Raw genomic sequence first — 24,606 nt, 5'->3', positions numbered from 1 at the left:
GGAGGTGTCCTTAGCATGAAACTAAAAAGAACAATTGCAGCATTATTAAAAAAAATGAAAAAATACAAGTACCAGACGGAGAATTATGGGTTGGTTATATTGATAACAACATGGTAGTAAATATTGTAGGGGCAGGAACACCGAAAGTTGCTCATTTAGGATATGGTTTTACGATAGCAACACATGATTATACCAAGGCGACAAGTGTTGACACTGGTAGGACCAGAAGGTTTTATGCAACTCCAGGGTCTCAAATTGCTGTAAAATTTAGTGATTCATTTACGGCAACTTTTGCCTTTACTTGCTTGGTATTTGATATTTCTGAGGAGGTATAAATGTATAAATATATACAAAGTGGTTGCGAGATAATTTGGCAACCTAGAGATAAAAATTTAGGGTTTGAAATAGTAAAAGAAGTAACGGGAATAAAAGGAGACGAAGAACATTTAACTGTTGTTGATAACGAGCAACGAGACAAAATACAAAAACTTTACGCTGAAAGGAATCACGATATCGTGGAAGAGACAGAAGAAATAACAGAAGAAAAAGCTGGTATTGCTGAAACTTTAACAAAGGAAATATCAACTCTAAAGATTGAAAGAATGAAAGATGATAAAATAAAAAACAATTAGGACAAGAGGTTACGAACTTAAAAATCGAGGTAATGAAACTGCAAGGGGGTAACAATTAATGGACTTTTGGGCAATGGCATATGGCTACAGATGGATAAGTATTGATGTTTTAAGACAAGCGGTGATTACAGAGGATAACCCATTCGGGGATATTACACCCGAAGAGTTTAAAGAGATATCGGGAGTAGAATTTTAATGGAGGCTTTTTAGCCTCCTATTTTTTTACAAAGTAGGTGACATATGGACGAAAGAGAATGCGACTTATATAGACAACATTTAAAAGAAAAAATCGAACGAAACGAAACACGAATCAATAATCATAGTACACGCATTGACAAACTGGAGCAATATAGGAGTGGTACTGAGCAACAAATAAAAAATCTTGTAGACCAAGTTCAAAATTTGGTTACAACTATGAGGTGGTTTATTGGCTTGTTAATCGGCTCTTTTGTAAGTTTCTTTTTTTATGCGGTACAAAACGGTGTTATAAAGTAAAGGAGAGCAAATGTTAAATAAAAATTTAGTAGAGCAATTTATAAAAGCAGTATTATTTTATGACGGTAATAGATACTCCCAAAGATACCGCATGACGGACAAAGCAGGTAGGGCAGGCTATAGCGATTGCTCTAGTTTGGTACAAAAGGGTTTAAATAAAATCGGCTTAAATACTAGACCAAATGTGGCAGTAACAACCCACAGAATGGGCGTTGAGGGTGATAGCAGATTTAGACAAATTGATATCAAAAATATACAACGTGGCGACCTTGTGTGGTATCGCAACGACAAAAATGGAAAGTATTTTGGTCATGTGGGTATTTATTTAGGCAATGGGAAAGTGTTTGAGGCTATCTATGCAGGTATCGGCACTTATAGCATTAATCGCATTAAGTGGCAACGTGGATATAGGATAGTAGCTTTGGAGCAAGCAAATGTTAAAGTTGATATAAAGCCTTTTAAATCAAAAGGTAAGGTAAGCACTAATGTTTTAAATGTTAGAGCGAGAAATCACGTTAACTCAATCCGACTTGGTCAGTTAAAAAGAGGTGCAGAGGTGCAAATAACGGGTAAGGCTGACAATTGGTTTGAGATAGATTTTAATGGGCGTAAAGCTTTTGTATCGGGAGCATATATTGATTTAATCAATAAAAAACCCGTGGAAAATGTGCCAGTTTTGATAAATGGAAAAGAGTTTAAAAGAGGCTATATTTTAAATGGTATAACTTATATACACGTAAACGGGCAAGATAGACCCGTGAGAAAACTTTTTGAAAGTATAGGTGCTGATGTGGCATGGCAAGACAAAAAGGTAAAAATAAGTATGTAAAAAGGCAAGATGGATTATTTAGTAAAAAAATAGTCCGTCAAGTGCTTTTTGTTGTTAATCTTTTTACTATAACGATACTTTTTGTGTCTTTTAAAACTGGTGGTATTGGCTTAGATACGCTGATTACTAATTGGTTTAGTTTTTTTAAAACCGAAGTTTTGGCGTTAGCAGGTATAAGGGTTAGTAAAGAGACTTTAGAGGTTGTGAGGCTTATTAGAGGCGACAAAGATGAGCCGTGCGATTTTGGATAAGGGGGTAACATATGAGTATAAATAATATTTTTTATGTAATTTTAAGTATTGTATCAATATTGGTAACTGGAGTACTAATACCACTTTTAAAACAAAAATATGGACAAGATAAAGTTAAAAGTGTAATGGATAGCGTGACAATTGCAGTAAGAGCGGCGGAACAAATTTATACAAAAAGCGGTCAAGGTAATCTAAAAAAACAATATGTATTGCAGTATTTAAACGATAAAAATATAAAAATCAGTGATGCAGAATTAGATACAATGATTGAGTCAGCAGTCTTAGAGTTAAACAGATGGAAAGACGAAATTGAAAAAGACCCTCCAGTGGTAAATCTAATTGAGACAAAGGAATATGTTGAGAAAAAATAATAAAGCTATGTATAAAGGGGTAGAATACAAAATCTACCCTTATTTTTTTGTTTATTTTAGAACATATGTATTTTGAGTTGTAAATATGTTAAAAATGTTTGTGAGGATTGGTTATATAGCGTTTAAATAAGTTGTTAATGAATTGTATTACTAAACTTAAAGTACAAAAAAAGAGCCGATTAAGGCTCTCTAATGCATTTTAGTATTTATTTATATTTTTTACCTGAAAATACTCAAATAATTTCAATCCACAAGCTTTAAAGGCTTGATAAAATACTAAAGCCATCTTTATGATGTATCTATATCTTAGTACGTAAATTAATATTTTTCAAGGTATATTTTATAAAAAATAAATTTGGAAAGGTGTTGACTTTGGTTACACATAAGTTACAATATAATTAAGTTAAAACAATACATTAAACGTAACAAAAATAAAAAAAGTTAAAAGAATCAAAAATAAAAGCAAGTTTAGTTTTATGCAATTTTTAAAGTAATTGTTTTTTGTATGTATGTTGTTGGGTTCGCACTTTCCGCACCAAGTTATCAATAAATGGCTATTTTATAACATTTAGGGAATTATATTTTTTAAAAGTTGCCTATTATTAATAATATGCTTAATTCAATATATTTATATATTTCCGTACTACATTAAAAGATATATTTCAAAAATAGTTTTGAGATATATCTTTTATTTTTATTTAAATTCTTTATTTGGTACAATTATAGTGTAAATTAAATGGAGGTATTTTATGAAATTACTTATTTTAGCTGACAACAAAAATGCTATTGCTTGTAATGGAGAACAGATTGTTTTTATCGATAATGATTTAGAAATGTTTAAAAATTATACAACTAATAATATTGTTATAATGGGTAGACTAACTTTTGATGCTATTGGCAAGCAATTACCTGATAGGATTTCTGTCGTATTTACAAGACAAAAAAGAGAAAATAAGAAAGATTTATTTTATGTTAATTCAGTAGAAGAACTAGATGAATTGCTTAAGAAATTTCCAGAAAAAGAAGCTTATCTAGTAGGTGGTGCTGAGATTATAAAACTCTTGTGGGATAGATTAGACACATTACTTATTACTAGAGTAGATATGGTTGCAGAAAAGGCAGATACTTTTATTCCAAGCTTTGAGGGCTTTAAATTGGTAGAAAAAACAAGAATTGAAGATCCAAAATACAATGTTTACCACGAAATATGGAAAAGAAAATAAGATTGGTGTAGCTATATGAATGAAAAATATAGTAAGTATATGCCTTATATTTTTTTGTTTCTATCAATATTATTTATTTCATACGGTTCATATCGAGGAGAGTCACAATCTGTGATTTCTAAGGCTATTAGAATATGTCTGGAGTGTATTGGAATTGGTTGAAAAGATATATAAATTTTTCATTAATTCTAAAAGGCATTTTATCCAACTAATGGTCACTTTTTTTACAAATTTTAAGATACAGAATTTTTTTAGAGGTAATATTTATTCTGGGAATTTTAAAAAATTTTGTGTACCAGGTTTAAATTGTTATTCTTGTCCTGCAGCTATAGGAGCTTGTCCTATAGGGGCTTTTCAAGCAGTAGTAGGAGGTATTAAATATAATTTTTCCTACTATGTTGCTGGAATGATAATGTTTTTTGGAACTTTGATTGGAAGATTTGTGTGTGGATATTTATGCCCTTTTGGATTTTTTCAAGATATTATTTTTAAAATTAAGACTAGAAAGTATTCTACTGAAAAATTACAGTTTTTAAAGAGTTTTAAATTTATCGTTCTTATATTTGTTGTTTGGATTATGCCTGTGTTTTTTGCAAATGAGTTTGGTGCCACTATTCCATATTTTTGCAAATACATTTGTCCTCAAGGTATATTAGAAGGAGGAATTCCACTTGCTATATCGAGTAAACCAATTCGAGCTAGCTTGGGTAATTTATTTATAGTGAAATTTTTGGTATTATTTTCAATTACAGCACTATCAGTGATTATTTACAGACCATTTTGTAAATTTATTTGTCCCTTGGGAGCTTTTTATGCTCCTCTTAATAAAGTTTCATTTTTGAAATATAGTTATTTAGTAGAGAAGTGTATTAATTGTGGTAAATGTAAAAGTATATGTGATATGGATGTGGATATGAGACTTAAACAAAACAGTTTAGAATGTATTAGATGTGACAAATGCAGGAAGGCTTGTCCAACTAATGCTATAAACAGAAATTTTAAATAAGAAAGGTGTTTCATGACATTAGCTTTAATTTTACTTAATTTAATCACATTCCTTTTATACGGGATTGACAAATTCAAATCAAAATTTAATTTTTGGAGAATTTCCGAAAAAACCCTCCTACTTTTTTCTATTTTGGGAGGGGGAATGGGTGGATTTCTTGCTATGACACTTCTAAGACACAAGACTTTAAAAAATAAGTTTTATATTGCAAATTTTATAGGTATCTTTGTGTTTATATTTATTGTTTATAAAAGTAGATGACTTAATCATTCTAAGTCATCTATCTCTTTTAATATATCTCTATTTTTCAACATTTTATTGATGTTTTTTACATCTAATATTATTACTTTTTCATTTTTAAGTTTTGTCTTAGTTTCTTCTCGCAGAAGAGAAGTATCAATAAACAGTACTGGAGTAATATTATTGTATAAACAACTAAAACTTTTTACTAATTTTTCGGCTTCATAATTTGGCAAGATTTCATATTCTTCATATTTTTTGATTTCCAAGGCATATTTTTTATCGCCTTTAGTTACAAATAAATCGAAGTCTGGTCCTATATCATTTCTTTTAAATCTCTCAACCTTATAACCTGTTCGCTGTAGAGCCACTTGTGCTAACATCTCAGATGTAATTTCATTTTTCAGACTAAAGAGAGCATCTAGTAGATTTTTTGGAAATATTTTAAAAATAGCCGTGCACTTTTTTTCGTCATTTTTACTATCATTATAATCAAAACCAACCAATAAGTTATCAACAATATTAAAATTGCCATGTGCCAAACAGTTTCGTATATGACGCAACAATGAATCTGTGAGTGACTCGTTAGATTGTTTTGTAAGTATAAGCTTTTGACTATGAGTGCATATCTTATGCGAATAAAACCTTACTATTTTAGGATCGATATAATCTAGAAAAACAACATCTTTATTTCGTAAATTCATATAATTTTTTATAATTCCAAAAACAAAATTTTCAAAATTAAGGGAGGAAGTTAATTCATTTTTTTTAGATTGTATTGAATTAATATTTGGAACATACCAAAGTAAATATTCTAATATTTTTGTCATTTCTTCAGATAACTCTAGAGGAATTTCTTTATGATAAATTGAATATTCTTTTTTATTTTGACATTTCTCAAATTCAAAACCAAATTGTGATAAGTTAGGTAACTCCATATTTTCCTCCTATATTCCTATTATACTGTATATAATAACATAAATAATTCTATTAATAAATTGAATTATAGTTTAAAATATAATAGGTGAGGGGGAAAATAATAATGGAAAATAAATTAAAAAAATTTGTGCCAAGTATCGAGACAGAACTTAGAAAAAGACAAGTAAGTGTGCCAGAAGTTACTTATAGAGCTAGCGGAATTAACTTTATGGGTAAGAGGATAAAATCTTTAATTTTTACTAACGATATTCCTGTGATATGTAATAATAACGCTCAGGCTATAATGTCGGTTTATCCGTTTACTCCGCAATTAAAAATAGTAAGTGCAGTAGTCGAAACTGCTTCAGTACCTGTATTTGTTGGAGTTGGCGGCGGAACTACTAAAGGACTTCGTTCTTTGAATATTGCTCTTCAAGCAGAGCTATTGGGTGCGATGGGTGTAGTAGTTAATGCACCTATGAAGAATGATAATATTAAACTTTTATCTAAATCATTAGATATTCCCGTTCTAGCTACTGTTATTTCATTAAATGACGATATTTTAGGAAAAGTTAATGCAGGGGCTAGGGTTTTAAATGTAGCTGGTGGCTTAAAGACTTCAGAATTAGTTCGAAAATGTAGGGAAATATTAGGTTCTGAATTTCCAATTATAGCTACTGGAGGTCATACTGATGATCATATCATGGAAACAATTCAGACTGGTGCCAATGCTATAACTTATACTCCACCATCAAGTTCAGAGATATTTTCTGAAGTAATGGCTAAATATAGAGACAATATGAGAGATTAAATCTTGAAAAATTTTTGTTTTTATCATACAATGATATTTAAATTAGAAAAAGGGGAGAAAAGATGGAATTTGGTATATTATCAATAGTACCACCAATTATGGCAATCGCACTTGCCTTAATTACAAAAGAAGTTATTACATCACTTTTGATTGGAATAATTTCTGGTGGACTTATTTACGCACATGGCGACATTATCACAGCTCTTGAAACAGTATTTCAGCTGATGGGTACAAAACTTGGTGATAATGCATTAATGATTGTGTTTTTAGCCTTATTAGGCTCTTTAGTTATGGTTATGAATATGGCTGGTGGATCTTTTGCTTATGGTAAATGGGCAAGCTCTAAAATAAAAAATAAAACTTCGGCAAAATTAGCCACTACTTTTTTAGGAATGCTTATTTTTATAGATGACTATTTTAATTGTTTGACAGTGGGTGCTGTTATGAAACCTATTATAGATGAAAATAAAGTTTCTAGGGCTAAATTAGCTCATTTAATAGACTCTACTGCTGCTCCAGTTTGTATAATAGCACCAGTATCAAGCTGGGCTGCATCAGTTATTGCTGTTATTGGTGATACTGGTGTTGCGAATCCAATGAATGTATTTTTGAGTACAATTCCTATAAATGCCTATGTATTGTTGACACTTATTACTGTTATTTATTTTGCTTTTTCAAAAGATGAGATTGGTATCATGCAAAAATACGAACTTAATGACACATCAAGAATTATTGAAAAAGAAAATGTTGGTTACAAGTATTCAAAAGATGGAAGGGTTTTTGATTTAATACTGCCTATTGTAACGTTAATTGCTATAACAATATTAATGATGCTAAGAACAGGAGGTTTATTCGAGGGCAAAAATGACCTTGCTACTGCTTTTGGTAACGCAGATGTTAATTTAGCATTAGTTATAGGTTCTTTTAGTGCACTTATAGTTGCTTTTTTATTATATATTCCAAGAAAACTTTTAACTTTTAATGGATTCATGGATGGTTTAGTTGATGGTATGAAGACTATGATTTCTGCAATTGTAATACTTAGTTTGGCATGGACTATTGGAGGTATAACGAGCGATGATTATTTAAATACAGGCTCTTATATTGCTTCTATTATAACCAATTCTACAATGCCTATGTGGATTTTGCCTGTAATTATTTTTATTGTTGGAGCATTTTTGTCTTTCTCTACAGGTACTGCTTGGGGGACTTTCGGAATATTGATTCCTATAATGGTTCCTATCTTAAATCATACTAATCATATGCATTATTTAACAGTAATTTTGGCTGCAATTTTTTCTGGTTCAGTATTTGGAGATCATTGTTCACCAATTTCGGACACTACAATACTTTCGTCAGCTGGAGCGGGTTGTGATCATATAGCTCATGTTTCCAGTCAATTACCATATGCATTGTCAGTTGGAATGGCTTCAGCAATTGGATTTTTAGTTTCAGGATTTTTAGATAAGCCACTTTTAACAGTGCCTGTGGGTTTTATGGCACTTGTGATAATTCTATTAATTTTGAAGAACTTAACTGTTAAAAAATATGGTAGTCGTGCATAAATTTTAAATGATGATTAATATAAAACTATCTCTTTATTAGTTATGATAAGAGATAGTTTTTATATTTTTATTATTAAATATATTTGCAAAAGTGGTATAAAAAGTATTATCATTAATATAAGATTATAAAGTATATTTTTATTTTGTACATAAGAGTTAATGATTATGGGGTGCATTATGACTCTTAAAATTGAGAAAAAAAGTATTATTGACTTTAATGTTGATGCAATTGTAAATGCTGCCAATGCAAATTTACAAAGAGGTAGTGGAGTTTGTGGTGTAATTTTTGAGGCTGCAAATTCTGATGATTTGCAAAAAGAATGTGACAAGCTTGCTCCAATTGAACCAGGAGAAGCTGTGATTACAAAAGGTTATAATTTACAAGCAAAATATATTATTCATGCTGTAGGACCTGTTTATTTTGATGGAAATAGAAATGAAGATGAAATTTTGAAAAAAGCTTATTTATCTTCTCTTCATTTGGCAAAAAAAGAAGGTTTAAAGTCTATAGTTTTTCCACTTATTTCATCAGGGATTTATGGTTATCCTAAAAGAGAAGCTGCCCTAATTGCAGTTAATACAATAAAAGAATTTTTAACAAATAATGATATGGATATAACTATAGCAACATTAGATCAAAATATATTTGATATTTTAAATGAAATAAATAGTAACTATTAAAAAAGCTCCCTTGGGAGCTTTTACATTTTACTTTAAGAATTTATTTCTAAATTTGATTCTAGATGCGCGATAAAGGATTTTTGAACTCGATAGCGGATGTTTCAAGGCTCTTTTTCGCATTGTTCTTTTAAATCTTCTCTTTTTTTTATTTTTTAATAATTTTTTCGCTACTACAAATTTTATAACTTTAGGCAATATTTTCATAAAATCCTCCTTTAATTGTTGTTGTTCATATTATTATCCTCATTATCTTCTTCTTGCTCTTTACTCCATTCTCGTGTATGGATATTACAGAAAGATTTTGGGATTTCCATATAATCATCTGGATATATTCCATAATGCTCTTTCGGGTTATATTTTTCTTTCCTTTCAAAACGGACAGTGTATAATACTGATTCGCTTGGGCAAAACTGTGTTGCAATTTTATTTGAGTCTTTGCATATTAAATATTTTTTAAACATATCGTCATCTTCTGTGGGTTCAGTTCCAGCTATATATTTTTCTGTATACCCTGAATTTGCATATTCAGTCAATTTATTCCCTAATTTTCCACTTTTTGTGGAAATATATCTTTTTACAATATAGTGAGGATCATCTGCAAAAACCGCATTGTCTTCAATATCTTGAGTCATAATGTTAAAAAGCTTTACTATTGATGATGGATTAGAAGTTAATGATATTTTTTGAGTATCAGCACCAAGCCACAATGAAACTGTTTTATTATTTGTAAATCCACTTATCCAATAGTCTGAATTGAATTTATTTTGTCCAACATATGCAGCAGTTTCACTATTTCCTATGCGAGCATTTTTTGCATTACCGTATTTTGTGTTTCTAATAAATGAATCTTTTAATAGATAAGATATTTTATCTTCAAATAATCTAGTTGATTTATTAGAATTGTCAATTATTATATTTCCACTAGCATCTTCGATTCTAATTATTGATGTTTGTTCCTTTTTTATTCCATCGTTTGCAATAGTAGAATACATATTAGAAATTTCAGCTAAAGTAGTACCAATTTGCATATTTCCAAGAGCTAGAGATTCTAAATTGTCGTCGTGTTTTTTTGGGTTTTCTGATTGTGTAACGAAGAAGTCATCACCATCTTCTTTTATTATTCTAAATTTTTCTAGTATTTCTTTTGATTTATCTTGTCCTATTTCTTGCAAAATTAGTACATTAATCACATTTGATGAATTTTCAATGGCTTGTCTAACTGTCATTAAACCTTTAAATGAATCATAGTAGTTATGAGGCCAAAACATTTCATCAATAGTTAGGGGGATGTCATCGTAAACATCTCCCAGTGTTTTTCCGTTTAATAAAGCAGGTAGATATACAGTAAAAGGAGTTATTATACTTCCTGGCTGTCTATGTGAACTTGTAGCTCTATTTAAAATTTTTGCGTTCTTAGAGTTTATATCTAGGCCACCTATAATTGCTTCTACAAATCCAGAAGAATTATCAGTTACAATCATCGAAGATTCAGGCTGGATAATTGGTTCTGGATTAAAAGTATAGTAATTATTTGAGATTATTAAATTATGATTATCATCTATTCTATAGAAATTATCTAATTCTTTAATATATGAACCGTCAATTATTAAATAGTCATTTTTCAAATCATAAGAATGTTCATCTATCTGCAAATCACCAATTTCATATGTTTGTAAAATTTTCTTGTCATTTATTATATATAAATCGATAATATCTAATTTATCGCCAGTTTTTTTAAAATATGAACTATTTATTTTCAAATCTCCGTGACTAGAGATATTGTAGGAATCTTTTGGAATTATAAAGTTAAAGTTTTCATCAAAATGAGAATTTCTGTTAAAATATAATATTTCGTCATTAAAAATAATGTTATTGTCAGCGTCAAACTTTAAATCTAACATTCTTGCACCTTTAGATGAACTAAAATCTAGAAGATATTCTTGAAAAAGAGAATATTTTTCTTCTAAATTATTTTGCAAATCCTCATCTATAGAAGAGTATACTTTATATCCACCAGTAAAGAGTTTATGTTCTCCCTCATTTAAACTTATTTTATAGTAATCGGCAAGATATTTAGAAGCCTCATTTTTAATATAATCTGTTGAGTAGGAGCTCATGGTGTGATTTTTAAAGTTTTTTGGTTTTAAATCTGCTATTATATCAAAATTTTTGGCCCTCTCATATTGGATATCATCTATATAACCAAGTTCTTTCATTCTATTTAGAACTATTTTTTGTCTGTTAAAAGCTTCTTCGTTTAATATAAGATAATATTTTTGTCCATCTACAATCCTAGTTCCAACAATATTAGAATCATCTTGTAGAAATTCTTGAGGAATAGATTTAAAAGGAGAATAGTTTGTAGGAGATTTTGGTATTCCTGCAAGTAGAGCGGCTTCAGCGATATTAAGTTCATTTACATTTTTTGAGAAATATGTTTGGGCGGCAGCTTCAATTCCGTATGCTCCTTGTCCTAAATTTATTCTATTTAGATACGCTTCTAGTATTTCGTCTTTTGTTAGCATATTCTCAACTCTCAGTGATAAATAAGCTTCCTGAATTTTTCTATCCATAGTTTTGGCATTTGAGAGATAAACTGAACGAACGAGTTGTTGGGTTATAGTTGAACCTCCACGAACTAAGGCACCACTCTTTATATTTGTGAGTACAGAAGAAGCAATTCCTATTGGATCAAGTCCTTTATGTGTGTAGAAACGGTGATCTTCAATTGCTATAAAAGAATTCTGAACATACTTGGGCATTTCATCAAGACCAATCAAAGTCCTATATTCTAGTGATTCAACTTTTTCTAGCAAAGTATTGTCTTTGGAATAAATATAGGAGGTTTGGTTAAATGAATTTGTAAGATTTTCTAAATTTGTCGCAGGAGTTTTTGTAACAATTGAAATAATTATTGTAATTAAGAGTGAAAATATAATCATTAATATTAATAAAAGTGTCAATAAAATTACTTTTATTTTATCTCTTTTATGTAGTTTCTTAAAATTTATTGATAAATGTGTCAATTTTTTCATACAGTCCTCCTATTTTTAATTATACCATTTTATATATTTAAATACTATTTTAAAGGATAAAAGGCATAAAGTTTTTAATTTCCGATTTTATTGGTATAATTAGAGTATGGATAATGTTTTTTTAGAAAATTTAAATTCACAAAAGAAAATTGAAAAGGTAATAACTGTTGGAACAAATTTGGGAGCTTTTCCTCATTCTCTAAAAACTTCAATGGAAGAACTAAGTGAGCTAGTTAAAGCTGATGGTGCTGAAGTTGTTGGGGAAGTTACTCAAAATATAGAAAAATTTAATCCTAAGTATTTAATAGGTTCTGGTAAAGTTTTTGAAATAAAAGACATGGCAGAAAAACTAGAAGTAGATGCTATTGTATTTAACGATGAACTTTCAGGAATCCAAGTGAGAAATCTAGAGAAAAAAATAAAAAAGAAAGTTGTAGATAGAACAAATCTAATTTTAGATATTTTTGGGTTAAGAGCAACAACATATGAAGCTAAATTACAAGTTGAACTTGCAAGGCTAGAGTATCAAATGCCTAGACTTTTAGGCATAGATGGATGGTCGAGAACAGGTGGAGGTATAGGGACAAGAGGTCCTGGGGAACAAATAATTGAAACAGATAGAAGAAGACTTCAAAGAGAGATAGATAAAATAAAGGATAAGCTTGAGAAAGCAAAAAAGACTCGAGATACTACTAGAAATAAAAGAATTAATAGTAAAATGGCAGTAGTATCCTTAGTGGGGTATACTAATGCGGGAAAATCTACAATTTTAAATAGATTAAAGCTTGAGGATTCTAGGGAAGTTTCTGTAAAAAATATGCTTTTTGAAACTCTTGATCCTAGCTCAAGAAGAGCAAGACTTATTTCTGGCAGAGAATTTATTATATCTGACACTGTTGGTTTTGTATCTAAACTCCCAACTAAAATAGTTGAAGCCTTTAAATCGACACTTGAAGAAATTAAATATTCGGACTTGATTTTGCATGTTATTGATGCTTCTAGTGAAGATATTGAAATCCAATATAAGACTACTATGTCAATTCTTAAGGATATTGGAGTTTTAGATAAGAATATTATAACAGTATTTAATAAATCTGATAAAGTTAATATTGAAAATGTAAATTTGCCGAGATATATAGCTCCAGACAAGAAAATTTTTATCTCAGCAAAAAAAGATAAAAATATGGATAAAATTTTAAAGGTTATTGAAGAAAATTTAATTGATGAGTACAAAGATGTAAAATTAAAATTTCCATACGATGATACCGACCAGCTTTTTAAATTAGTAGATGAATTTGAAGTTAGACCAATGTATCTTGATGATGGGATATACATTGATCTATCACTAAAAGAAGACGAGATTGAAATGTTAAAGGATTATGTTGTTTATGTATAATTCGGTTCTAAAAGAAGCTGAATCTACAATTGAAATAAAGAAATCTATTTTTATTGGTCATACTTTTTTTGTAAAAAATGAAGATGAAGCTTTACAAATAATATCAAATATTACGAGCGAATATAAAGACGCAACACATAATTGTTATGCGTATATAATTGGCGAAGATGCATTAATACAGAGATATTCCGATGATGGAGAACCTAGTGGCACTGCGGGTATACCAATGCTTGAAGTCTTAAAAAAAGAGAATTTGAGAAATGTTCTTGTAATTGTGACAAGGTATTTTGGTGGAACAAAACTTGGGGCAGGAGGACTAGTTAGAGCTTATACAAATGCCGTCACAACTGCTTTAGATATGGCTAAAAGGACTGTTCGGAAATTATTTAATAGAACTGCAATAAGCTATGACTATACTTCACATGGAAAGATAATTAATTTTCTAACTAATAATGAAGTTAGAGTTTTAAAAGAAAAATACTCAGATTTAGTAGAAATTGTAATTGACATAGAAGATGATAGTTTTGTAATAGGAGAACTGACTGATTTAACAAGTGGAAATATTGAATTTAAAGTTATAGAGCAAATTGAATTGCCTACTATAAAGAACAAAATAATATATGAGGAGTAAATATGGATTATAAAAAAGTTACACAAGAATTAATAAATTGGCTACAAAAAAAAGCTGAACAAACATGTGCTAAAGGTTTTATATTTGGACTCTCAGGTGGGATAGATTCTGCTGTAGTAGCAGCTCTTTCAAAAAAAGTATTCCCAAAAAATTCACTCGGCCTAATTATGCCATGTGAGAGTATTGAAAAGGATAAAGAAGATGCATTAAAAGTTGCAGAAGAACTAAATCTCGAAACTAAAGTTATTGACTTATCCGAAACTTACAGACAGTTAATTAAGTCATCATTTAGTTCTAATAATATTATGGCTAAGGCGAATATTAAACCGAGACTTAGAATGACAACTCTTTATTACTATGGACAAGACCTTGGCTATTTAGTATTAGGACCGTCAAATGCAAGTGAATGGTATTTAGGTTACTCAACTAAGTATGGCGACTCGGGCGCTGATATAATGCCAATTGTTAATTTTTTAAAGACAGATATATATGAAATAGCAAAAGAATTGGGAGTACCTAGCGATGTAATAAACAAAAAGCCTTCTGCTGGACTTTGGGTGGGTCAAAGTGATGAAGATGAGATGGGTTTTACTTATGATATTTTAGATTCATATATTAAAGGTGAAAAAGAACCAGAGGAAAATATAAAAAATAGAATTGATAAAATGCATAAAAATTCTGCTCATAAGAGAAGTATGGCTCCGCAATTTAAAATATCAGACTAAATAAATTAAGTTAATTTGAAAATTATACTTACTCATGATTTGGAATTAACTAAATATTTTACAAGAAATAATGTTTTAAATAAAATCAATGTATAAAAATATTGAAAAAGTTATTGACAAATTATTCTCGTGCTAGTACAATAACAACAATAAATAATAAAAGCGTCGATGGAGAAAAAGATGTCGTTGGTCTTTTAAAGAGAGCGGGGATGGTGAGAAACCGTGGAGATACAGATATTATTATTCACTCCATAGCTTAAAGGTTGAATTATTAATTATAGTAGATCTTTACGGCAGTCACCGTTATCAGAGACTAGAGATTGTTAGATCTTCAATTGAGATAATCTATGTGATTATAAAATTAGGTGGTACCGCGAATCCTTCGCCCTATATGGGTGGAGGATTTTTTTATTATTTAAATTTATTTTATTTATTGGAGGAAAAAATGAAAATGTTAAAAGATGTATTAAAAAATATAGCTATAATGATTTTAGCGATTATGATGGTAGGTTGTAATAATAAAAGTGCGGAAACACAATATGCAAAAAACAAAGAAAAAATTAAGATTGGAGCTATTCAATATGTTGAACATATATCTTTAGATAATGCACTTAAAGGTTTTGAAGACGGTTTAAGAGAAGAAGGTTTAGATGTTGAAATAGATAAAGTTAATTTACAAGGAGATCTTGCTTTGACCACTACAATGCCAAAGAAATATGAAGGGGAAGAATATTTTTTAGTTTATGCTATTTCAACTCCAGTGGCACAGGGAGTAAAGCAAGCACTACCAAATAAAAATATAGTATTTGCTGCAGTTACTGATCCAATTAAATCAGGAATTGTTAAATCAAAAGATGAAATTAAAAATATCACAGGAGTAACTGATGCAGTTTCGTCTAAGGAACAATTAGTTTCATTTTTAGAATATTTTCCTGATGTAAAAACTATAGGAACAATTTATTCGACATCAGAATCTAACTCAGAAGTACAAATTAAAGAATTAGAAGAGTCATGTAAAGAGCTAGGATTAAGTTTAAAAGTTGTTGGAATAAATAATATAAATGATATAGGTCAGGCAATTTCTTCTATGAAAGATGAAATAGACGCATATTATGCAATAACAGATAATACTGTAGCTTCTTCTATACCAGTAATATCAGAAACACTAATAAAAAATAAAATACCATCCCTTTCAGCTGAAGAAGGACAAGTAGAAAAAGGCCTTTTAATGAGTGAAGGCGTAAATTATTATGAGCATGGTAAACAAGCAGCATCGTTGGCAGTACGACTATTAAAAGGAGAAGATATTACTAAAATTTCAGTTGAAGAAAATAAACAAAAATCGAAAAAAATAAATCAAGAAACTGCTAAAAAATTAGGCGTAGAAATAAAATAATTTAATAAAGTATTTAAAAGGGAACAAAGATTTAAACCATAGCAATTTAAATTAATAAAGAATTTTTTGTATAAACACTTGACATTTATAAAAACTCTAGTTATAATGATTTCAATTTAATAGAAGCTGTGAAAGAGAAAAAAGAATTTGAAATGATTTAAGAGAGTTGTCGTTTGGTGCGAGACAATACATTTAGATTTAATATACACTCTTAAGCTTATTTGTTGAAATTAGTAGGCAAGTACGGATGCCACCGTTAACTTAGGCTAGAGGTTGTTAGACCTTAAATTGAGATAATCTATTTAGATTTAAATCGGGTGGTACCGCGTGAGTTTTGTCTTTCGTCCCAGTGTGGATGAAAGACTTTTTTTATTATATGGAGGTTTTTATGAAAATTAAGAAAATTGTAGTTTTGTTAGTTTTAAGTATGTTATTTGTTTCTTGCAGTAATGGAAAAATAGATAATAAGAATTTAGAAAATAGGCAAACAAAAGAGGAAGAATTAAAAGAAAGTAACACGAATTCTGATAAAAAGAAAATAGGTATAATTCAATTAGCAGATCACATTGCGTTAGAAAGATCGAGAACAAGTTTTGAAAAAGAAATTAAAAAACTTGAACCTGATACTGAAATTATTACAAAAAATGCCAACGGAGATCTAACAGTGGTTCCTTCTATAATCCAAAACTTTGTAGATGAAGATGTTGATTTAATATACGCTGTTGCGACTCCTGCAGCTCAGGGAGCTAAAAATGGAACTAAAGATATACCCATAATATTTTCGGCTGTTACTGATCCTATAAGTTCAGATTTAGTTAAAAATATAGAAGAGCCTGAAGCTAATGTGACAGGGGTAAGCGATTATTTTTCAATTAAAGCACAATTAGAAGAAGCGATTGAAGTTTTTCCAGAAACTAAAAATGTAGGAGTTTTGTTTTCTACCAATGAAGCAAATTCTAAGTTTCAACTTGAAGAATTAAAAAAAGCATCTCAAGAATTAGGGCTTGAGGTAATGGAAGTTGGTATTAATAATATCAATGATGTCTCAACAGCAATGAAATCAATTGAGACAAAAATTGATTTATTTATAGGAATTCAAGATAACACCGTTTCTTCTTCTTCATCTATAATTGCAGAAACACTTAAAAATTCAAAAGTCCCTTCAATTGCTTCTGAACAAGGACCGGTTGAAAATGGAATTTTAATGAGTACTGGTGTTGATTATGAAAATTTAGGCAAAAAAGCAGCTCAAATGGCTAGTGACGCTCTAAATGGGAAAAAAATTAAAGAAATCCCAGTTGAATATTCAACAGATGTAAAAAAGATAGTAAATAAGAATACAGCTAAATCTCTTAATCTACTTGATAATAAAAAATTGATGGATAATGCTGATTTAGCAGAATAATGGAGGTAAAAAATTGAGTTCAGTATTAGTAGAGTCAATAGTAATGGGACTGATTTTTTCGGTTTTGACTATTGGGGTTTTCATAACATTTAAAATTTTAGATTTTCCAGATATGTCAGTTGAAGGTACATTCCCATTAGGAGCTTTTGTATTTTCAAAAGCTTTGTCTATGGGAATGAACTCAATTAATGGCATGGTTTTTGCTTTTTTAGCTGGTGCAATTGGTGGATTAATTACCTACGTTTTATATAGAAAATTTAAAATTCAATCAATTTTATCCGGAATTTTAACCATGACTTTTTTATATTCAGTTAATTTAAGAATAACAGGTACATCGAATATTACTTTTTTTGAATATAAAACGGTTTTTCAAATTTTTGAAAGTATGCCAAAGATACTAATTCTTTTGATAATTGTTTTTGTAATAAAAATTTTGATGGACACATTCTTAAAAACGGAAAAGGGATACTTGTTGCTTGCAACAGGAGATAATGAAAGTCTAGTAAAATCTCTTGGCAAAAACCCAGATAAATATATATGTCTAGGACTCATGATTTCAAATGCATTAGCTGCATTATCTGGAACATTAATGGCACAATCAAATGGATATGCAGATATTACAATGGGGCAGACGATAATTGTCTCAGCACTTGCTTCAATAACAATTGGAGATGCATTTTTAAAAAACTCGAGATTTATAAAAAGAACGACAAGAGCAATTTTTGGGGCAATCATTTATAGAATAATTTACGGAGTTGCTATTCACATAGGATTAGCACCGAGTGACTTAAAAGCAATTACGGCAATAATTGTAGTAATATTTATTTTGTATAATAATGCTTCATCTTTAGGAATGAATATTTTAAAAGAGAAAAAGAGGGAACAAAGTGTTAAGAATAAATAATTTATCTAAAACTTTTTACAAAGGAACGCCCGAAGAAAACCAAATATTTGATAATTTTTCACTAGAAATAGAAGAAAACACTTCTGTGGCATTTTTAGGACCAAATGGTTGTGGAAAGTCTACATTATTTAATTTAATTAGTGGTTCACTCGATTGCGACTATGGAACAATTGAAATTGGAAATAAAAATATCACAAAATTGCCAGAACAGCAGAGGGCTCTTCTTATTGGAAAGGTGAACCAAAATCCATCAATGGGAGTAGCACCAAGCTTAAATATCCTAGAAAATATGTCCATGGCATATAAAAAAGGGCAAAAATTCACTTTAAAAAAACTAATAGATATTAAAAATAATGATAAAATAATACAAAAATTGAAAGTAATAGGCCTTGGACTGGAAAACAAACTGAATACTCAGGTGAAATTTTTATCAGGAGGGCAGAGACAATGTCTATCTTTATTGATGGCAACAATTAGAACACCTCAACTATTATTACTAGATGAGCATACAGCAGCACTTGATCCAAAAACTTCTTCTATAATTATGAATAAAACGAATGAGCTAATTAAAGAAGAAAAGATTACTACTTTAATGATTACTCATAACTTGAGGCATGCATTGGAATATGCAGATAGAATTATTATGTTAAATCATGGGAAAGTAGTTTTGGATATATCACCGGATACAATAACAGAAAATGAGTTAAACGAGATATACCATGAGAAAGTTCTGATGTAATAACGTAAAATCCAGCACGGTACAATATAAATTATTAAATTTTATTAATTTATATGGGCAAGAAATACAGTTATAAATTTACCAAATTATATGTTAATATTATTGAGAAAACAAATAATGATAAAAGTCTGTCGGAGTACGAATATACTCAAACAGACTCTTATTTTATCTTATATTTATTATAAATTCATCACCAATTTTCTCTTCAGTTGTATTAATCTTTCCAGACTCTTCTGGGAATTTTCGTCTATAAAGTTGACATTTTATTTTTTTTGTTTTATTTAACATTTCATTCGCAGATATTTCGCTTATAACTGGGGAGAAATATAAGTTAGCACCGTTTTTATCACTGTCTAAGGTTTCAAAATAAATAAGTTTATTTTGGGAATCTGTCGCTTTAATGGAATATATATAATTAGATTCTGGCTTTGGGAATTTTAATGTTATTTTTTGAGCTACGGGACTTATAATAAATTTATCTATTATGATTGAATTTGTGTTAGGAATATTAAAATTCTGTAGTACAAGTTTTTTTGGTAGTTTAATTTTTTCGGTGTCAAGTTGTACTATTAGAGATACCTTTTTATTACTATAAAAATATTCACTAAAAATGAATTCTAATTCTGCCGTTCCGTCATTTTTAATTGCATCTTTCAATCTATGTTTTAAGGAAAGAACATTTATACTTCTATCTCCAGGTAAAGTATATTGTGTACCACTAGAACCAAGTATTTTATTTGTTTTTCCATTGACTTTAAACTCACTCAAGGCAACTTCTATCCTAGAATTATTTTCAGTATTATTATTTAAACTTGCTATAACCACGTATAAATCTTTATTATCAATTAGTATATCATTTAAAATATATTGTTTGTCCTCAATTTTAAAAGGTCGGCTTAATTTTACGCTATATTTTTCTACTTCGTCAGACATTCCCATTGCATCTTTTATACTAACTTCAATTGTATTTACAATTTCTTTTGTTTTTGCTAATACTAATTCACCGGAGTTAGAATTTGCAAGGGTAAATAAAAATATAAAAGTTGCTACTGCTGTAACGATAAATTTTTTAAAACTTTTATTTTTATTTTGTAATTTTATATTTTTAATTGTTTCTTTAAGCTTTTGTTTTTCTAAATCATTCAGTGGAACTTCTTCATAATTAATTTTTATATCATTAAATTTGTCATATATATTATTTTTCATACATACCTCCATACCAATTTCTCAAAAATTTTCTTGTTCTGCTTACTCTCTTATACGCGTTATTAACTGTAATGCCTTGGTTTTTTGCAGCTTCTTCATAAGATAACGATTTAAGAAAAATATCTTTAAAGAGGTTTTTATTTTCCTCGTCAAGTAGAGAAAACACTTCTTCTATTTCTAGTTTTGAAAGAAAATCTGTATTATCATCTGCTAAACTTTCATTTATACTAGTAAATTTATACTTAGACTCCTTTCTAAGTAAATCTATGGAATTATATTTTGAAATAACAGCACACCAATTTTTAAAAGAACTTCGACTTGAATCAAAATACTCAATATTATTCCAAATATTTAATAGTGTATCGTTCATAGCCTCGTCCCATAAATGCGGATATTTCGAAAGTGTTCGTGAAATTACACCTTTTAATATTGGACCATATTCTTCTACTAAATCATATAGAGCGTCTTCATCTCTTTTTCTTAGTCGTTCTATAATTTTTTCGTTGTCCATTTTGCCCTCCTTCATATATAGATACGTACAAGTGGAGAGTTTTCTGACAATAAATTATTTAAATTTATATTTTTTGATAGGTATATTTAGGTATAAAAGCATAATAAATTTGATTAGTTGTATACGTAAGATAAAAAACTACTTTGTATGTAACAAAGTAGTTTTTTAAATTAATATTTGAGTTCTTTATGAGAATATATTGTGTAAGTAAATACGACAAATAAAACGAAAAGTGCAATGTTAACTCCGACAGCAACTATATTTATATCAGAATTAATAAAAGAATAAGTTGCAAATGCTACGTTAGGGAAGAAAGAAACAATGTTTGCAAATGTAGAACCAATAGTCTTTCCTATGATTGTAACTAAAACTATTAGAAAAACAAATAATGCAGAAATTGCATCTTGATGTTCAGAAGTCTTTGACATTGCAGAAAGTAAAAATCCAAAAGACATAAACACCAAACCACTTCCTAATAAACTTACAAAAATTTTAATTAGAGCTTGAAATACTTCAAAATCTGTAATATCTGGTATAAATTTTGAATTGACACCAGATGCAGCTATTATAAATACGAAACCATAAGTGGCTATTGCCATAATAGCTAAAAATATTAAATATAGTACAATATTTGCACTTAACTTTGCAGTAACTATTTCAGATTTAGAAATAGGGTTTGAATAAATATATTCAATATTACCAGTGTTTTGTTCCTTAGATAGAGAATTAGCACCTAATTGCATTGCAAATATAAATATTAACACTGCTAGGTAGTGATATACGACAGATAAATAATCTCCAATATTTGTGATATCTGTAGATTTTGTGAAACCTAAAATCTCTTTTGTTGAATCATTAAAAGCATTTAGCATAGAACCAAATAATGAATTCATTTGAGGTTCGGCAAGGAATGGATAGAAAGCCATTAACAAACCAAGTAATACTATTAACACAATAGCCCAAGCAATTGTTTTGCCGAAATTAGATTTAAATTCCATATTAAAAATCATTCTGGTCCTCCTTTATTTCATCATGAGGAGTTGATTCTACATTTTCACTAGAGTTTTTCTGAGCATAATCAACATTTTTACTACTTAAAATGTCAGTGTAATTCTTAGTTGATCCGATATCTTCAACTTTATCAGTTAAATCATTTTTAATAATTACTGTCTCATCAACCTCTGGCTCTTTATGGTAGTCAGTTGTATCAATTTTTTGAGGATTTTCATACTCAGTCATGTCCCCATTTATTATATTGTCTTTATATTCATCTTCGTCAGCAAATAGATTAGTCTTAGTGTTATGGATATTATCTCTTTTATCATCATCTAAGGTAATCTTTTCAGTTTTTGAATTGACTTTTAAATTATCCTCACTAGATTCTTCTTTAATTACTGTATTTGTAGAAGTAATTGGATTTTTTATTAGACTTTCTTCTTTCAAAGTATCTTCTATTTTATTTAAATTCTTAGAATCTGTTCTTGTACTCATATTATTTCCAGAATAATAAGCAGAAATTTTATCTTCTAAATTAGCATCTTCTAAAATATAATTTTCCAATCCTTCTTCATAAATAACTTTAGACAATTCTGGAAGTTCTTGATCATAGTAAAGTATTGTCTCATCGTCGGCATCTTTTATTACCTTAGCACCGATAGATGTGAAATAATTTAGATTTCCACGATAAGAATTTATCTTTAGAACTTTATCTCCACAATTATTGATGTTATTGTATTCAGTTTCTGCTACTTTTCCATCATGAAGATAAGCAATTCTTGTAGAATACTTCCTTGCTTCTTTAAGAGAATTAGTAAGTATTAAAACCGTAAGATTCTCACGTTCATTTAAGCCTTTGATATAAGAAAAGACTTTATCAATATCGCTTTGATTTAAATTAGTTGCAGGATTATCTAATATAAGAAGTCTAGGCTTTATTATTAGTGCATTGATAATTGAAAAAATTTTTGATTCACGTTTGTCTAAATCTGAAATCCTCAATTTATCATTAAAATTAAAATAATCACATATTGCATCAATATCCTCTGTATTTTGAAGATTATGAGAATTAAGTGTTTTCTTTAAAATAGAAGATGATCTCATATTAGTTTGTAATAAAGATTCTTCTGGTACAAAGCTAGTACTTTCTTTGATTTCTCTTGATTCTTTAAATGAATCCATGTTGTAAATGTTAACAGTTCCTTTATTTGGTTTTAAAAATCCCATAATAATTCTTGCAAGAGTTGTCTTGCCTGAATTTTCCATTCCAAGTAAACTAAAAATTTCGCCATCTAAGACTTCTAAATTAAAATTCGATAATACTTCAATCTTGCCTTGACGTTTAGATAGGTTATTTATAACGATGGCACTCATATTATTCACCTCTTTTATATTTCTTTAATCTATTATACAATAGAAACACTACAATTTAAAGAAAAGATAGAAAACCAACCTATTTTATTGAATTTCTTTTGAATCGAAATAATAATTTGTGTGGTTTTTATGATATAATTTTTATTCGAATGGGGGTTATTTAATGAAACTCGGAATTGTTGGACTGCCAAATGTTGGTAAATCCACTTTATTTAATGCTCTAACAAGTGCAGGAGCCGAAGCAGCTAATTATCCTTTTGCAACTATCGAACCAAATGTGGGAGTTGTAAATGTTCCAGATGAAAGACTTGAAGCACTTGCGAAGCTAAGCAATTCAGAAAAAATTGTATATACTAATATTGAATTTTATGATATAGCTGGACTTGTAAAAGGAGCCAGCAAAGGTGAAGGATTAGGGAATCAATTCTTATCAAATATTCGTGAAGTTGATGCTATTGTTCATGTAGTTAGATGTTTTGATGATGAAAATATAATTCATGTTGATGGTTCTATTGATCCTATCAGAGATATAGATAATATTAATTTAGAATTAATTTTTTCTGATTTAGAACAAGTTGAAAACAGATATTCAAAAATTGTAAAAAAAGCTAAAGGAGATAAATCTTTAATAAAAGAAAGAGATTTATTAGAACGAATTAAGAAAGCACTTGAAGAAGGCAACTCTGCAAGAGAAGTAGAACTAGATGATGAAGAAGAAAAGTTAATTAAAAATTATGCTCTTTTGAGTGCAAAACCTGTTATTTACGTTTGTAATGTTGAAGAAAAAGAAATCTCTACTGATGGTAAAAATAACGAGTTTGTAAAGAAAGTAAGAGATTTTGCTAAAGAAAAGGGCGATAATGTTGTAGTTATTTCGGCTGAAATAGAAGCTGAAATTGCTGAGCTTTCACCTGAAGAAAAAGAATTATTTTTAGAAGAACTTGGTTTAAATTCTTCTGGTTTAGATAAACTGATAAAATCAAGTTATAATCTTTTGGGTTTAATTTCGTTTTTGACAACAGGTGAAATGGAATCAAGAGCTTGGACTATAAAAAAAGGATCCAAAGCACCACAAGCTGCCGGTAAAATTCATTCTGATATGGAAAGAGGCTTTATTAAAGCTGATACTATTTCTTATGAAGATTTAATTAATTCTGGATCAGTTGCTGTAGCACGTGAAAAGGGATTGATTAGAAGTGAAGGTAAAGATTATGTGGTAAAAGATGGCGATGTAATTGTATTTAAATTTAATGTATAAGGTGATGT

General features: G+C 29.2%; 29 protein-coding genes and 2 other annotated features. Of the genes, 22 read left to right on the top strand and 7 right to left on the bottom strand.

Annotated features, from left to right (window positions below):
• The first annotated feature begins 110 nt into the window (after positions 1-110).
• The 11 genes from ABID14_RS01700 to ABID14_RS01650 all read left to right on the top strand — a co-directional run bounded on the left by ABID14_RS01700 (position 111) and on the right by ABID14_RS01650 (position 5,068).
• A complete protein-coding gene (locus ABID14_RS01700; protein ID WP_354366718.1) occupies positions 111-335 on the top strand; it encodes a hypothetical protein in 225 nt (74 codons plus the stop codon).
• Entirely contained in the window at positions 336-632 is a 297-nt protein-coding gene (locus ABID14_RS01695) for a hypothetical protein (RefSeq protein ID WP_354366717.1), read from the top strand.
• Between the two features lie 58 nt (positions 633-690).
• On the top strand, positions 691-828 hold the full coding sequence (locus ABID14_RS01690; RefSeq protein ID WP_354366716.1) for a hypothetical protein: 138 nt from the start codon (positions 691-693) through the stop codon (positions 826-828).
• Between the two features lie 44 nt (positions 829-872).
• Positions 873-1,127: a hemolysin XhlA family protein gene (locus ABID14_RS01685; RefSeq protein WP_354366715.1), complete on the top strand. Its 255-nt coding sequence runs from the start codon at positions 873-875 to the stop codon at positions 1,125-1,127.
• Between the two features lie 10 nt (positions 1,128-1,137).
• Entirely contained in the window at positions 1,138-1,956 is an 819-nt protein-coding gene (locus tag ABID14_RS01680) for an NlpC/P60 family protein (RefSeq protein WP_354366714.1), read from the top strand.
• On the top strand, positions 1,923-2,207 hold the full coding sequence (locus ABID14_RS01675) for a hypothetical protein (protein WP_354366713.1): 285 nt from the start codon (positions 1,923-1,925) through the stop codon (positions 2,205-2,207). Before ABID14_RS01680 ends, ABID14_RS01675 begins: the two co-directional genes overlap by 34 nt.
• Positions 2,208-2,218: 11 nt before the next feature.
• The gene (locus tag ABID14_RS01670) at positions 2,219-2,578 is read left to right on the top strand and encodes a phage holin, LLH family (RefSeq protein WP_354366712.1); all 360 of its coding nucleotides are present in this window, start codon (positions 2,219-2,221) and stop codon (positions 2,576-2,578) included.
• A gap of 749 nt (positions 2,579-3,327) precedes the next feature.
• Positions 3,328-3,801 carry a dihydrofolate reductase gene (locus tag ABID14_RS01665; RefSeq protein WP_354366711.1) on the top strand — a complete coding sequence of 158 codons (474 nt, stop codon included), beginning with the start codon at positions 3,328-3,330 and terminating at the stop codon, positions 3,799-3,801.
• Positions 3,802-3,816: 15 nt separating this feature from the next.
• Positions 3,817-3,963 (top strand): CD1871A family CXXC motif-containing protein, encoded by a 147-nt coding sequence (locus tag ABID14_RS01660; protein WP_435529938.1) that lies wholly within the window; start codon positions 3,817-3,819, stop codon positions 3,961-3,963.
• A 49-nt stretch (positions 3,964-4,012) separates the two neighbouring features.
• Positions 4,013-4,807, top strand: a complete 795-nt coding sequence (locus ABID14_RS01655; RefSeq protein WP_354366709.1) for a 4Fe-4S binding protein — start codon at positions 4,013-4,015, stop codon at positions 4,805-4,807.
• A gap of 12 nt (positions 4,808-4,819) precedes the next feature.
• A complete protein-coding gene (locus ABID14_RS01650; protein WP_354366708.1) occupies positions 4,820-5,068 on the top strand; it encodes a DUF1294 domain-containing protein in 249 nt (82 codons plus the stop codon).
• 5 nt (positions 5,069-5,073) lie between these two features.
• On the opposite strand, the gene ABID14_RS01645 is transcribed toward ABID14_RS01650, so the two are convergent.
• On the bottom strand, positions 5,074-5,985 hold the full coding sequence (locus tag ABID14_RS01645) for a hypothetical protein (RefSeq protein ID WP_354366707.1): 912 nt from the start codon (positions 5,983-5,985) through the stop codon (positions 5,074-5,076).
• A 104-nt stretch (positions 5,986-6,089) separates the two neighbouring features.
• On the opposite strand from ABID14_RS01645, the gene ABID14_RS01640 reads away from it, so the two are divergent.
• From ABID14_RS01640 to ABID14_RS01630, 3 genes are all read left to right on the top strand, one after another.
• A complete protein-coding gene (locus ABID14_RS01640; RefSeq protein ID WP_354366706.1) occupies positions 6,090-6,776 on the top strand; it encodes a hydrolase in 687 nt (228 codons plus the stop codon).
• A 62-nt stretch (positions 6,777-6,838) separates the two neighbouring features.
• Positions 6,839-8,341 (top strand): Na+/H+ antiporter NhaC family protein, encoded by a 1,503-nt coding sequence (locus ABID14_RS01635; RefSeq protein ID WP_354366705.1) that lies wholly within the window; start codon positions 6,839-6,841, stop codon positions 8,339-8,341.
• A 177-nt stretch (positions 8,342-8,518) separates the two neighbouring features.
• The gene (locus ABID14_RS01630; protein ID WP_354366704.1) at positions 8,519-9,022 is read left to right on the top strand and encodes a macro domain-containing protein; all 504 of its coding nucleotides are present in this window, start codon (positions 8,519-8,521) and stop codon (positions 9,020-9,022) included.
• A gap of 27 nt (positions 9,023-9,049) precedes the next feature.
• Here ABID14_RS01630 and ABID14_RS01625 read toward each other — a convergent pair whose 3' ends face one another.
• Together ABID14_RS01625 and ABID14_RS01620 are read right to left on the bottom strand one after the other, a co-directional pair.
• The gene (locus ABID14_RS01625; RefSeq protein ID WP_354366703.1) at positions 9,050-9,226 is read right to left on the bottom strand and encodes a hypothetical protein; all 177 of its coding nucleotides are present in this window, start codon (positions 9,224-9,226) and stop codon (positions 9,050-9,052) included.
• Positions 9,227-9,237: 11 nt separating this feature from the next.
• On the bottom strand, positions 9,238-12,057 hold the full coding sequence (locus tag ABID14_RS01620) for a transglycosylase domain-containing protein (protein WP_354366702.1): 2,820 nt from the start codon (positions 12,055-12,057) through the stop codon (positions 9,238-9,240).
• A gap of 106 nt (positions 12,058-12,163) precedes the next feature.
• On the opposite strand from ABID14_RS01620, the gene hflX reads away from it, so the two are divergent.
• The 7 genes from hflX (at position 12,164) to ABID14_RS01585 (ending at position 19,253) form a co-directional block, all read left to right on the top strand.
• Complete coding sequence (gene hflX, locus ABID14_RS01615) at positions 12,164-13,453, top strand: GTPase HflX (protein WP_354366701.1); 1,290 nt, start codon at positions 12,164-12,166, stop codon at positions 13,451-13,453.
• Positions 13,446-14,084 (top strand): YigZ family protein, encoded by a 639-nt coding sequence (locus ABID14_RS01610; protein WP_354366700.1) that lies wholly within the window; start codon positions 13,446-13,448, stop codon positions 14,082-14,084. Before hflX ends, ABID14_RS01610 begins: the two co-directional genes overlap by 8 nt.
• 2 nt (positions 14,085-14,086) lie before the next feature.
• Positions 14,087-14,809 carry an NAD(+) synthase gene (gene nadE, locus ABID14_RS01605; RefSeq protein ID WP_354366699.1) on the top strand — a complete coding sequence of 241 codons (723 nt, stop codon included), beginning with the start codon at positions 14,087-14,089 and terminating at the stop codon, positions 14,807-14,809.
• Positions 14,810-14,965: 156 nt separating this feature from the next.
• Positions 14,966-15,202: a binding site (T-box leader), on the top strand.
• 52 nt (positions 15,203-15,254) lie between these two features.
• Positions 15,255-16,205: an ABC transporter substrate-binding protein gene (locus ABID14_RS01600; protein WP_354366698.1), complete on the top strand. Its 951-nt coding sequence runs from the start codon at positions 15,255-15,257 to the stop codon at positions 16,203-16,205.
• 119 nt (positions 16,206-16,324) lie between these two features.
• Positions 16,325-16,557: a binding site (T-box leader), on the top strand.
• A gap of 36 nt (positions 16,558-16,593) precedes the next feature.
• Positions 16,594-17,610, top strand: a complete 1,017-nt coding sequence (locus tag ABID14_RS01595) for an ABC transporter substrate-binding protein (protein ID WP_354366697.1) — start codon at positions 16,594-16,596, stop codon at positions 17,608-17,610.
• A gap of 13 nt (positions 17,611-17,623) precedes the next feature.
• Complete coding sequence (locus tag ABID14_RS01590) at positions 17,624-18,514, top strand: ABC transporter permease (RefSeq protein ID WP_354366696.1); 891 nt, start codon at positions 17,624-17,626, stop codon at positions 18,512-18,514.
• Positions 18,498-19,253 carry an ABC transporter ATP-binding protein gene (locus ABID14_RS01585; RefSeq protein ID WP_354366695.1) on the top strand — a complete coding sequence of 252 codons (756 nt, stop codon included), beginning with the start codon at positions 18,498-18,500 and terminating at the stop codon, positions 19,251-19,253. The genes ABID14_RS01590 and ABID14_RS01585 overlap by 17 nt, the downstream gene beginning before the upstream one ends.
• 165 nt (positions 19,254-19,418) lie before the next feature.
• On the opposite strand, the gene ABID14_RS01580 is transcribed toward ABID14_RS01585, so the two are convergent.
• From ABID14_RS01580 to ABID14_RS01565, 4 genes are all read right to left on the bottom strand, one after another.
• The gene (locus ABID14_RS01580; RefSeq protein ID WP_354366694.1) at positions 19,419-20,459 is read right to left on the bottom strand and encodes a DUF4179 domain-containing protein; all 1,041 of its coding nucleotides are present in this window, start codon (positions 20,457-20,459) and stop codon (positions 19,419-19,421) included.
• Positions 20,449-20,970, bottom strand: a complete 522-nt coding sequence (locus ABID14_RS01575; RefSeq protein WP_354366693.1) for a sigma-70 family RNA polymerase sigma factor — start codon at positions 20,968-20,970, stop codon at positions 20,449-20,451. The genes ABID14_RS01580 and ABID14_RS01575 overlap by 11 nt, the downstream gene beginning before the upstream one ends.
• Before the next feature lie 170 nt (positions 20,971-21,140).
• The gene (locus ABID14_RS01570; protein ID WP_354366692.1) at positions 21,141-21,980 is read right to left on the bottom strand and encodes an ABC transporter permease subunit; all 840 of its coding nucleotides are present in this window, start codon (positions 21,978-21,980) and stop codon (positions 21,141-21,143) included.
• On the bottom strand, positions 21,970-23,340 hold the full coding sequence (locus ABID14_RS01565) for an ATP-binding cassette domain-containing protein (protein WP_354366691.1): 1,371 nt from the start codon (positions 23,338-23,340) through the stop codon (positions 21,970-21,972). Before ABID14_RS01565 ends, ABID14_RS01570 begins: the two co-directional genes overlap by 11 nt.
• Before the next feature lie 163 nt (positions 23,341-23,503).
• Between ABID14_RS01565 and ychF the strand changes: the two genes are divergently transcribed.
• A complete protein-coding gene (ychF, locus tag ABID14_RS01560; RefSeq protein WP_354366690.1) occupies positions 23,504-24,598 on the top strand; it encodes a redox-regulated ATPase YchF in 1,095 nt (364 codons plus the stop codon).
• Positions 24,599-24,606: the final 8 nt, after the last annotated feature.

Origin of the sequence: Peptoniphilus olsenii (assembly GCF_040545475.1) — a bacterium.
GTDB lineage: Bacteria > Bacillota > Clostridia > Tissierellales > Peptoniphilaceae > Peptoniphilus_A > Peptoniphilus_A olsenii.
This window is presented reverse-complemented; position numbering and strand designations above follow the sequence as displayed.

Coding starts and splice junctions, on each gene's coding strand:
- ABID14_RS01685 (WP_354366715.1), top strand. CDS start 873: ATGGACGAAAGAGAATGCGACTTATATAGACAACATTTAAAAGAAAAA.
- ABID14_RS01655 (WP_354366709.1), top strand. CDS start 4,013: ATGGTCACTTTTTTTACAAATTTTAAGATACAGAATTTTTTTAGAGGT.
- ABID14_RS01695 (WP_354366717.1), top strand. CDS start 336: ATGTATAAATATATACAAAGTGGTTGCGAGATAATTTGGCAACCTAGA.
- ABID14_RS01600 (WP_354366698.1), top strand. CDS start 15,255: ATGAAAATGTTAAAAGATGTATTAAAAAATATAGCTATAATGATTTTA.
- ABID14_RS01610 (WP_354366700.1), top strand. CDS start 13,446: ATGTATAATTCGGTTCTAAAAGAAGCTGAATCTACAATTGAAATAAAG.
- ABID14_RS01630 (WP_354366704.1), top strand. CDS start 8,519: ATGACTCTTAAAATTGAGAAAAAAAGTATTATTGACTTTAATGTTGAT.
- ABID14_RS01700 (WP_354366718.1), top strand. CDS start 111: ATGGTAGTAAATATTGTAGGGGCAGGAACACCGAAAGTTGCTCATTTA.
- ABID14_RS01570 (WP_354366692.1), bottom strand. CDS start 21,980: ATGATTTTTAATATGGAATTTAAATCTAATTTCGGCAAAACAATTGCT.
- ABID14_RS01575 (WP_354366693.1), bottom strand. CDS start 20,970: ATGGACAACGAAAAAATTATAGAACGACTAAGAAAAAGAGATGAAGAC.
- ABID14_RS01635 (WP_354366705.1), top strand. CDS start 6,839: ATGGAATTTGGTATATTATCAATAGTACCACCAATTATGGCAATCGCA.
- hflX (WP_354366701.1), top strand. CDS start 12,164: ATGGATAATGTTTTTTTAGAAAATTTAAATTCACAAAAGAAAATTGAA.
- ABID14_RS01620 (WP_354366702.1), bottom strand. CDS start 12,057: ATGAAAAAATTGACACATTTATCAATAAATTTTAAGAAACTACATAAA.
- ABID14_RS01645 (WP_354366707.1), bottom strand. CDS start 5,985: ATGGAGTTACCTAACTTATCACAATTTGGTTTTGAATTTGAGAAATGT.
- ABID14_RS01565 (WP_354366691.1), bottom strand. CDS start 23,340: ATGAGTGCCATCGTTATAAATAACCTATCTAAACGTCAAGGCAAGATT.
- ABID14_RS01660 (WP_435529938.1), top strand. CDS start 3,817: ATGAATGAAAAATATAGTAAGTATATGCCTTATATTTTTTTGTTTCTA.
- ABID14_RS01650 (WP_354366708.1), top strand. CDS start 4,820: ATGACATTAGCTTTAATTTTACTTAATTTAATCACATTCCTTTTATAC.
- ABID14_RS01640 (WP_354366706.1), top strand. CDS start 6,090: ATGGAAAATAAATTAAAAAAATTTGTGCCAAGTATCGAGACAGAACTT.
- ABID14_RS01625 (WP_354366703.1), bottom strand. CDS start 9,226: ATGAAAATATTGCCTAAAGTTATAAAATTTGTAGTAGCGAAAAAATTA.
- ABID14_RS01580 (WP_354366694.1), bottom strand. CDS start 20,459: ATGAAAAATAATATATATGACAAATTTAATGATATAAAAATTAATTAT.
- ychF (WP_354366690.1), top strand. CDS start 23,504: ATGAAACTCGGAATTGTTGGACTGCCAAATGTTGGTAAATCCACTTTA.
- ABID14_RS01690 (WP_354366716.1), top strand. CDS start 691: ATGGACTTTTGGGCAATGGCATATGGCTACAGATGGATAAGTATTGAT.
- ABID14_RS01680 (WP_354366714.1), top strand. CDS start 1,138: ATGTTAAATAAAAATTTAGTAGAGCAATTTATAAAAGCAGTATTATTT.
- ABID14_RS01595 (WP_354366697.1), top strand. CDS start 16,594: ATGAAAATTAAGAAAATTGTAGTTTTGTTAGTTTTAAGTATGTTATTT.
- nadE (WP_354366699.1), top strand. CDS start 14,087: ATGGATTATAAAAAAGTTACACAAGAATTAATAAATTGGCTACAAAAA.
- ABID14_RS01665 (WP_354366711.1), top strand. CDS start 3,328: ATGAAATTACTTATTTTAGCTGACAACAAAAATGCTATTGCTTGTAAT.
- ABID14_RS01675 (WP_354366713.1), top strand. CDS start 1,923: ATGGCAAGACAAAAAGGTAAAAATAAGTATGTAAAAAGGCAAGATGGA.
- ABID14_RS01670 (WP_354366712.1), top strand. CDS start 2,219: ATGAGTATAAATAATATTTTTTATGTAATTTTAAGTATTGTATCAATA.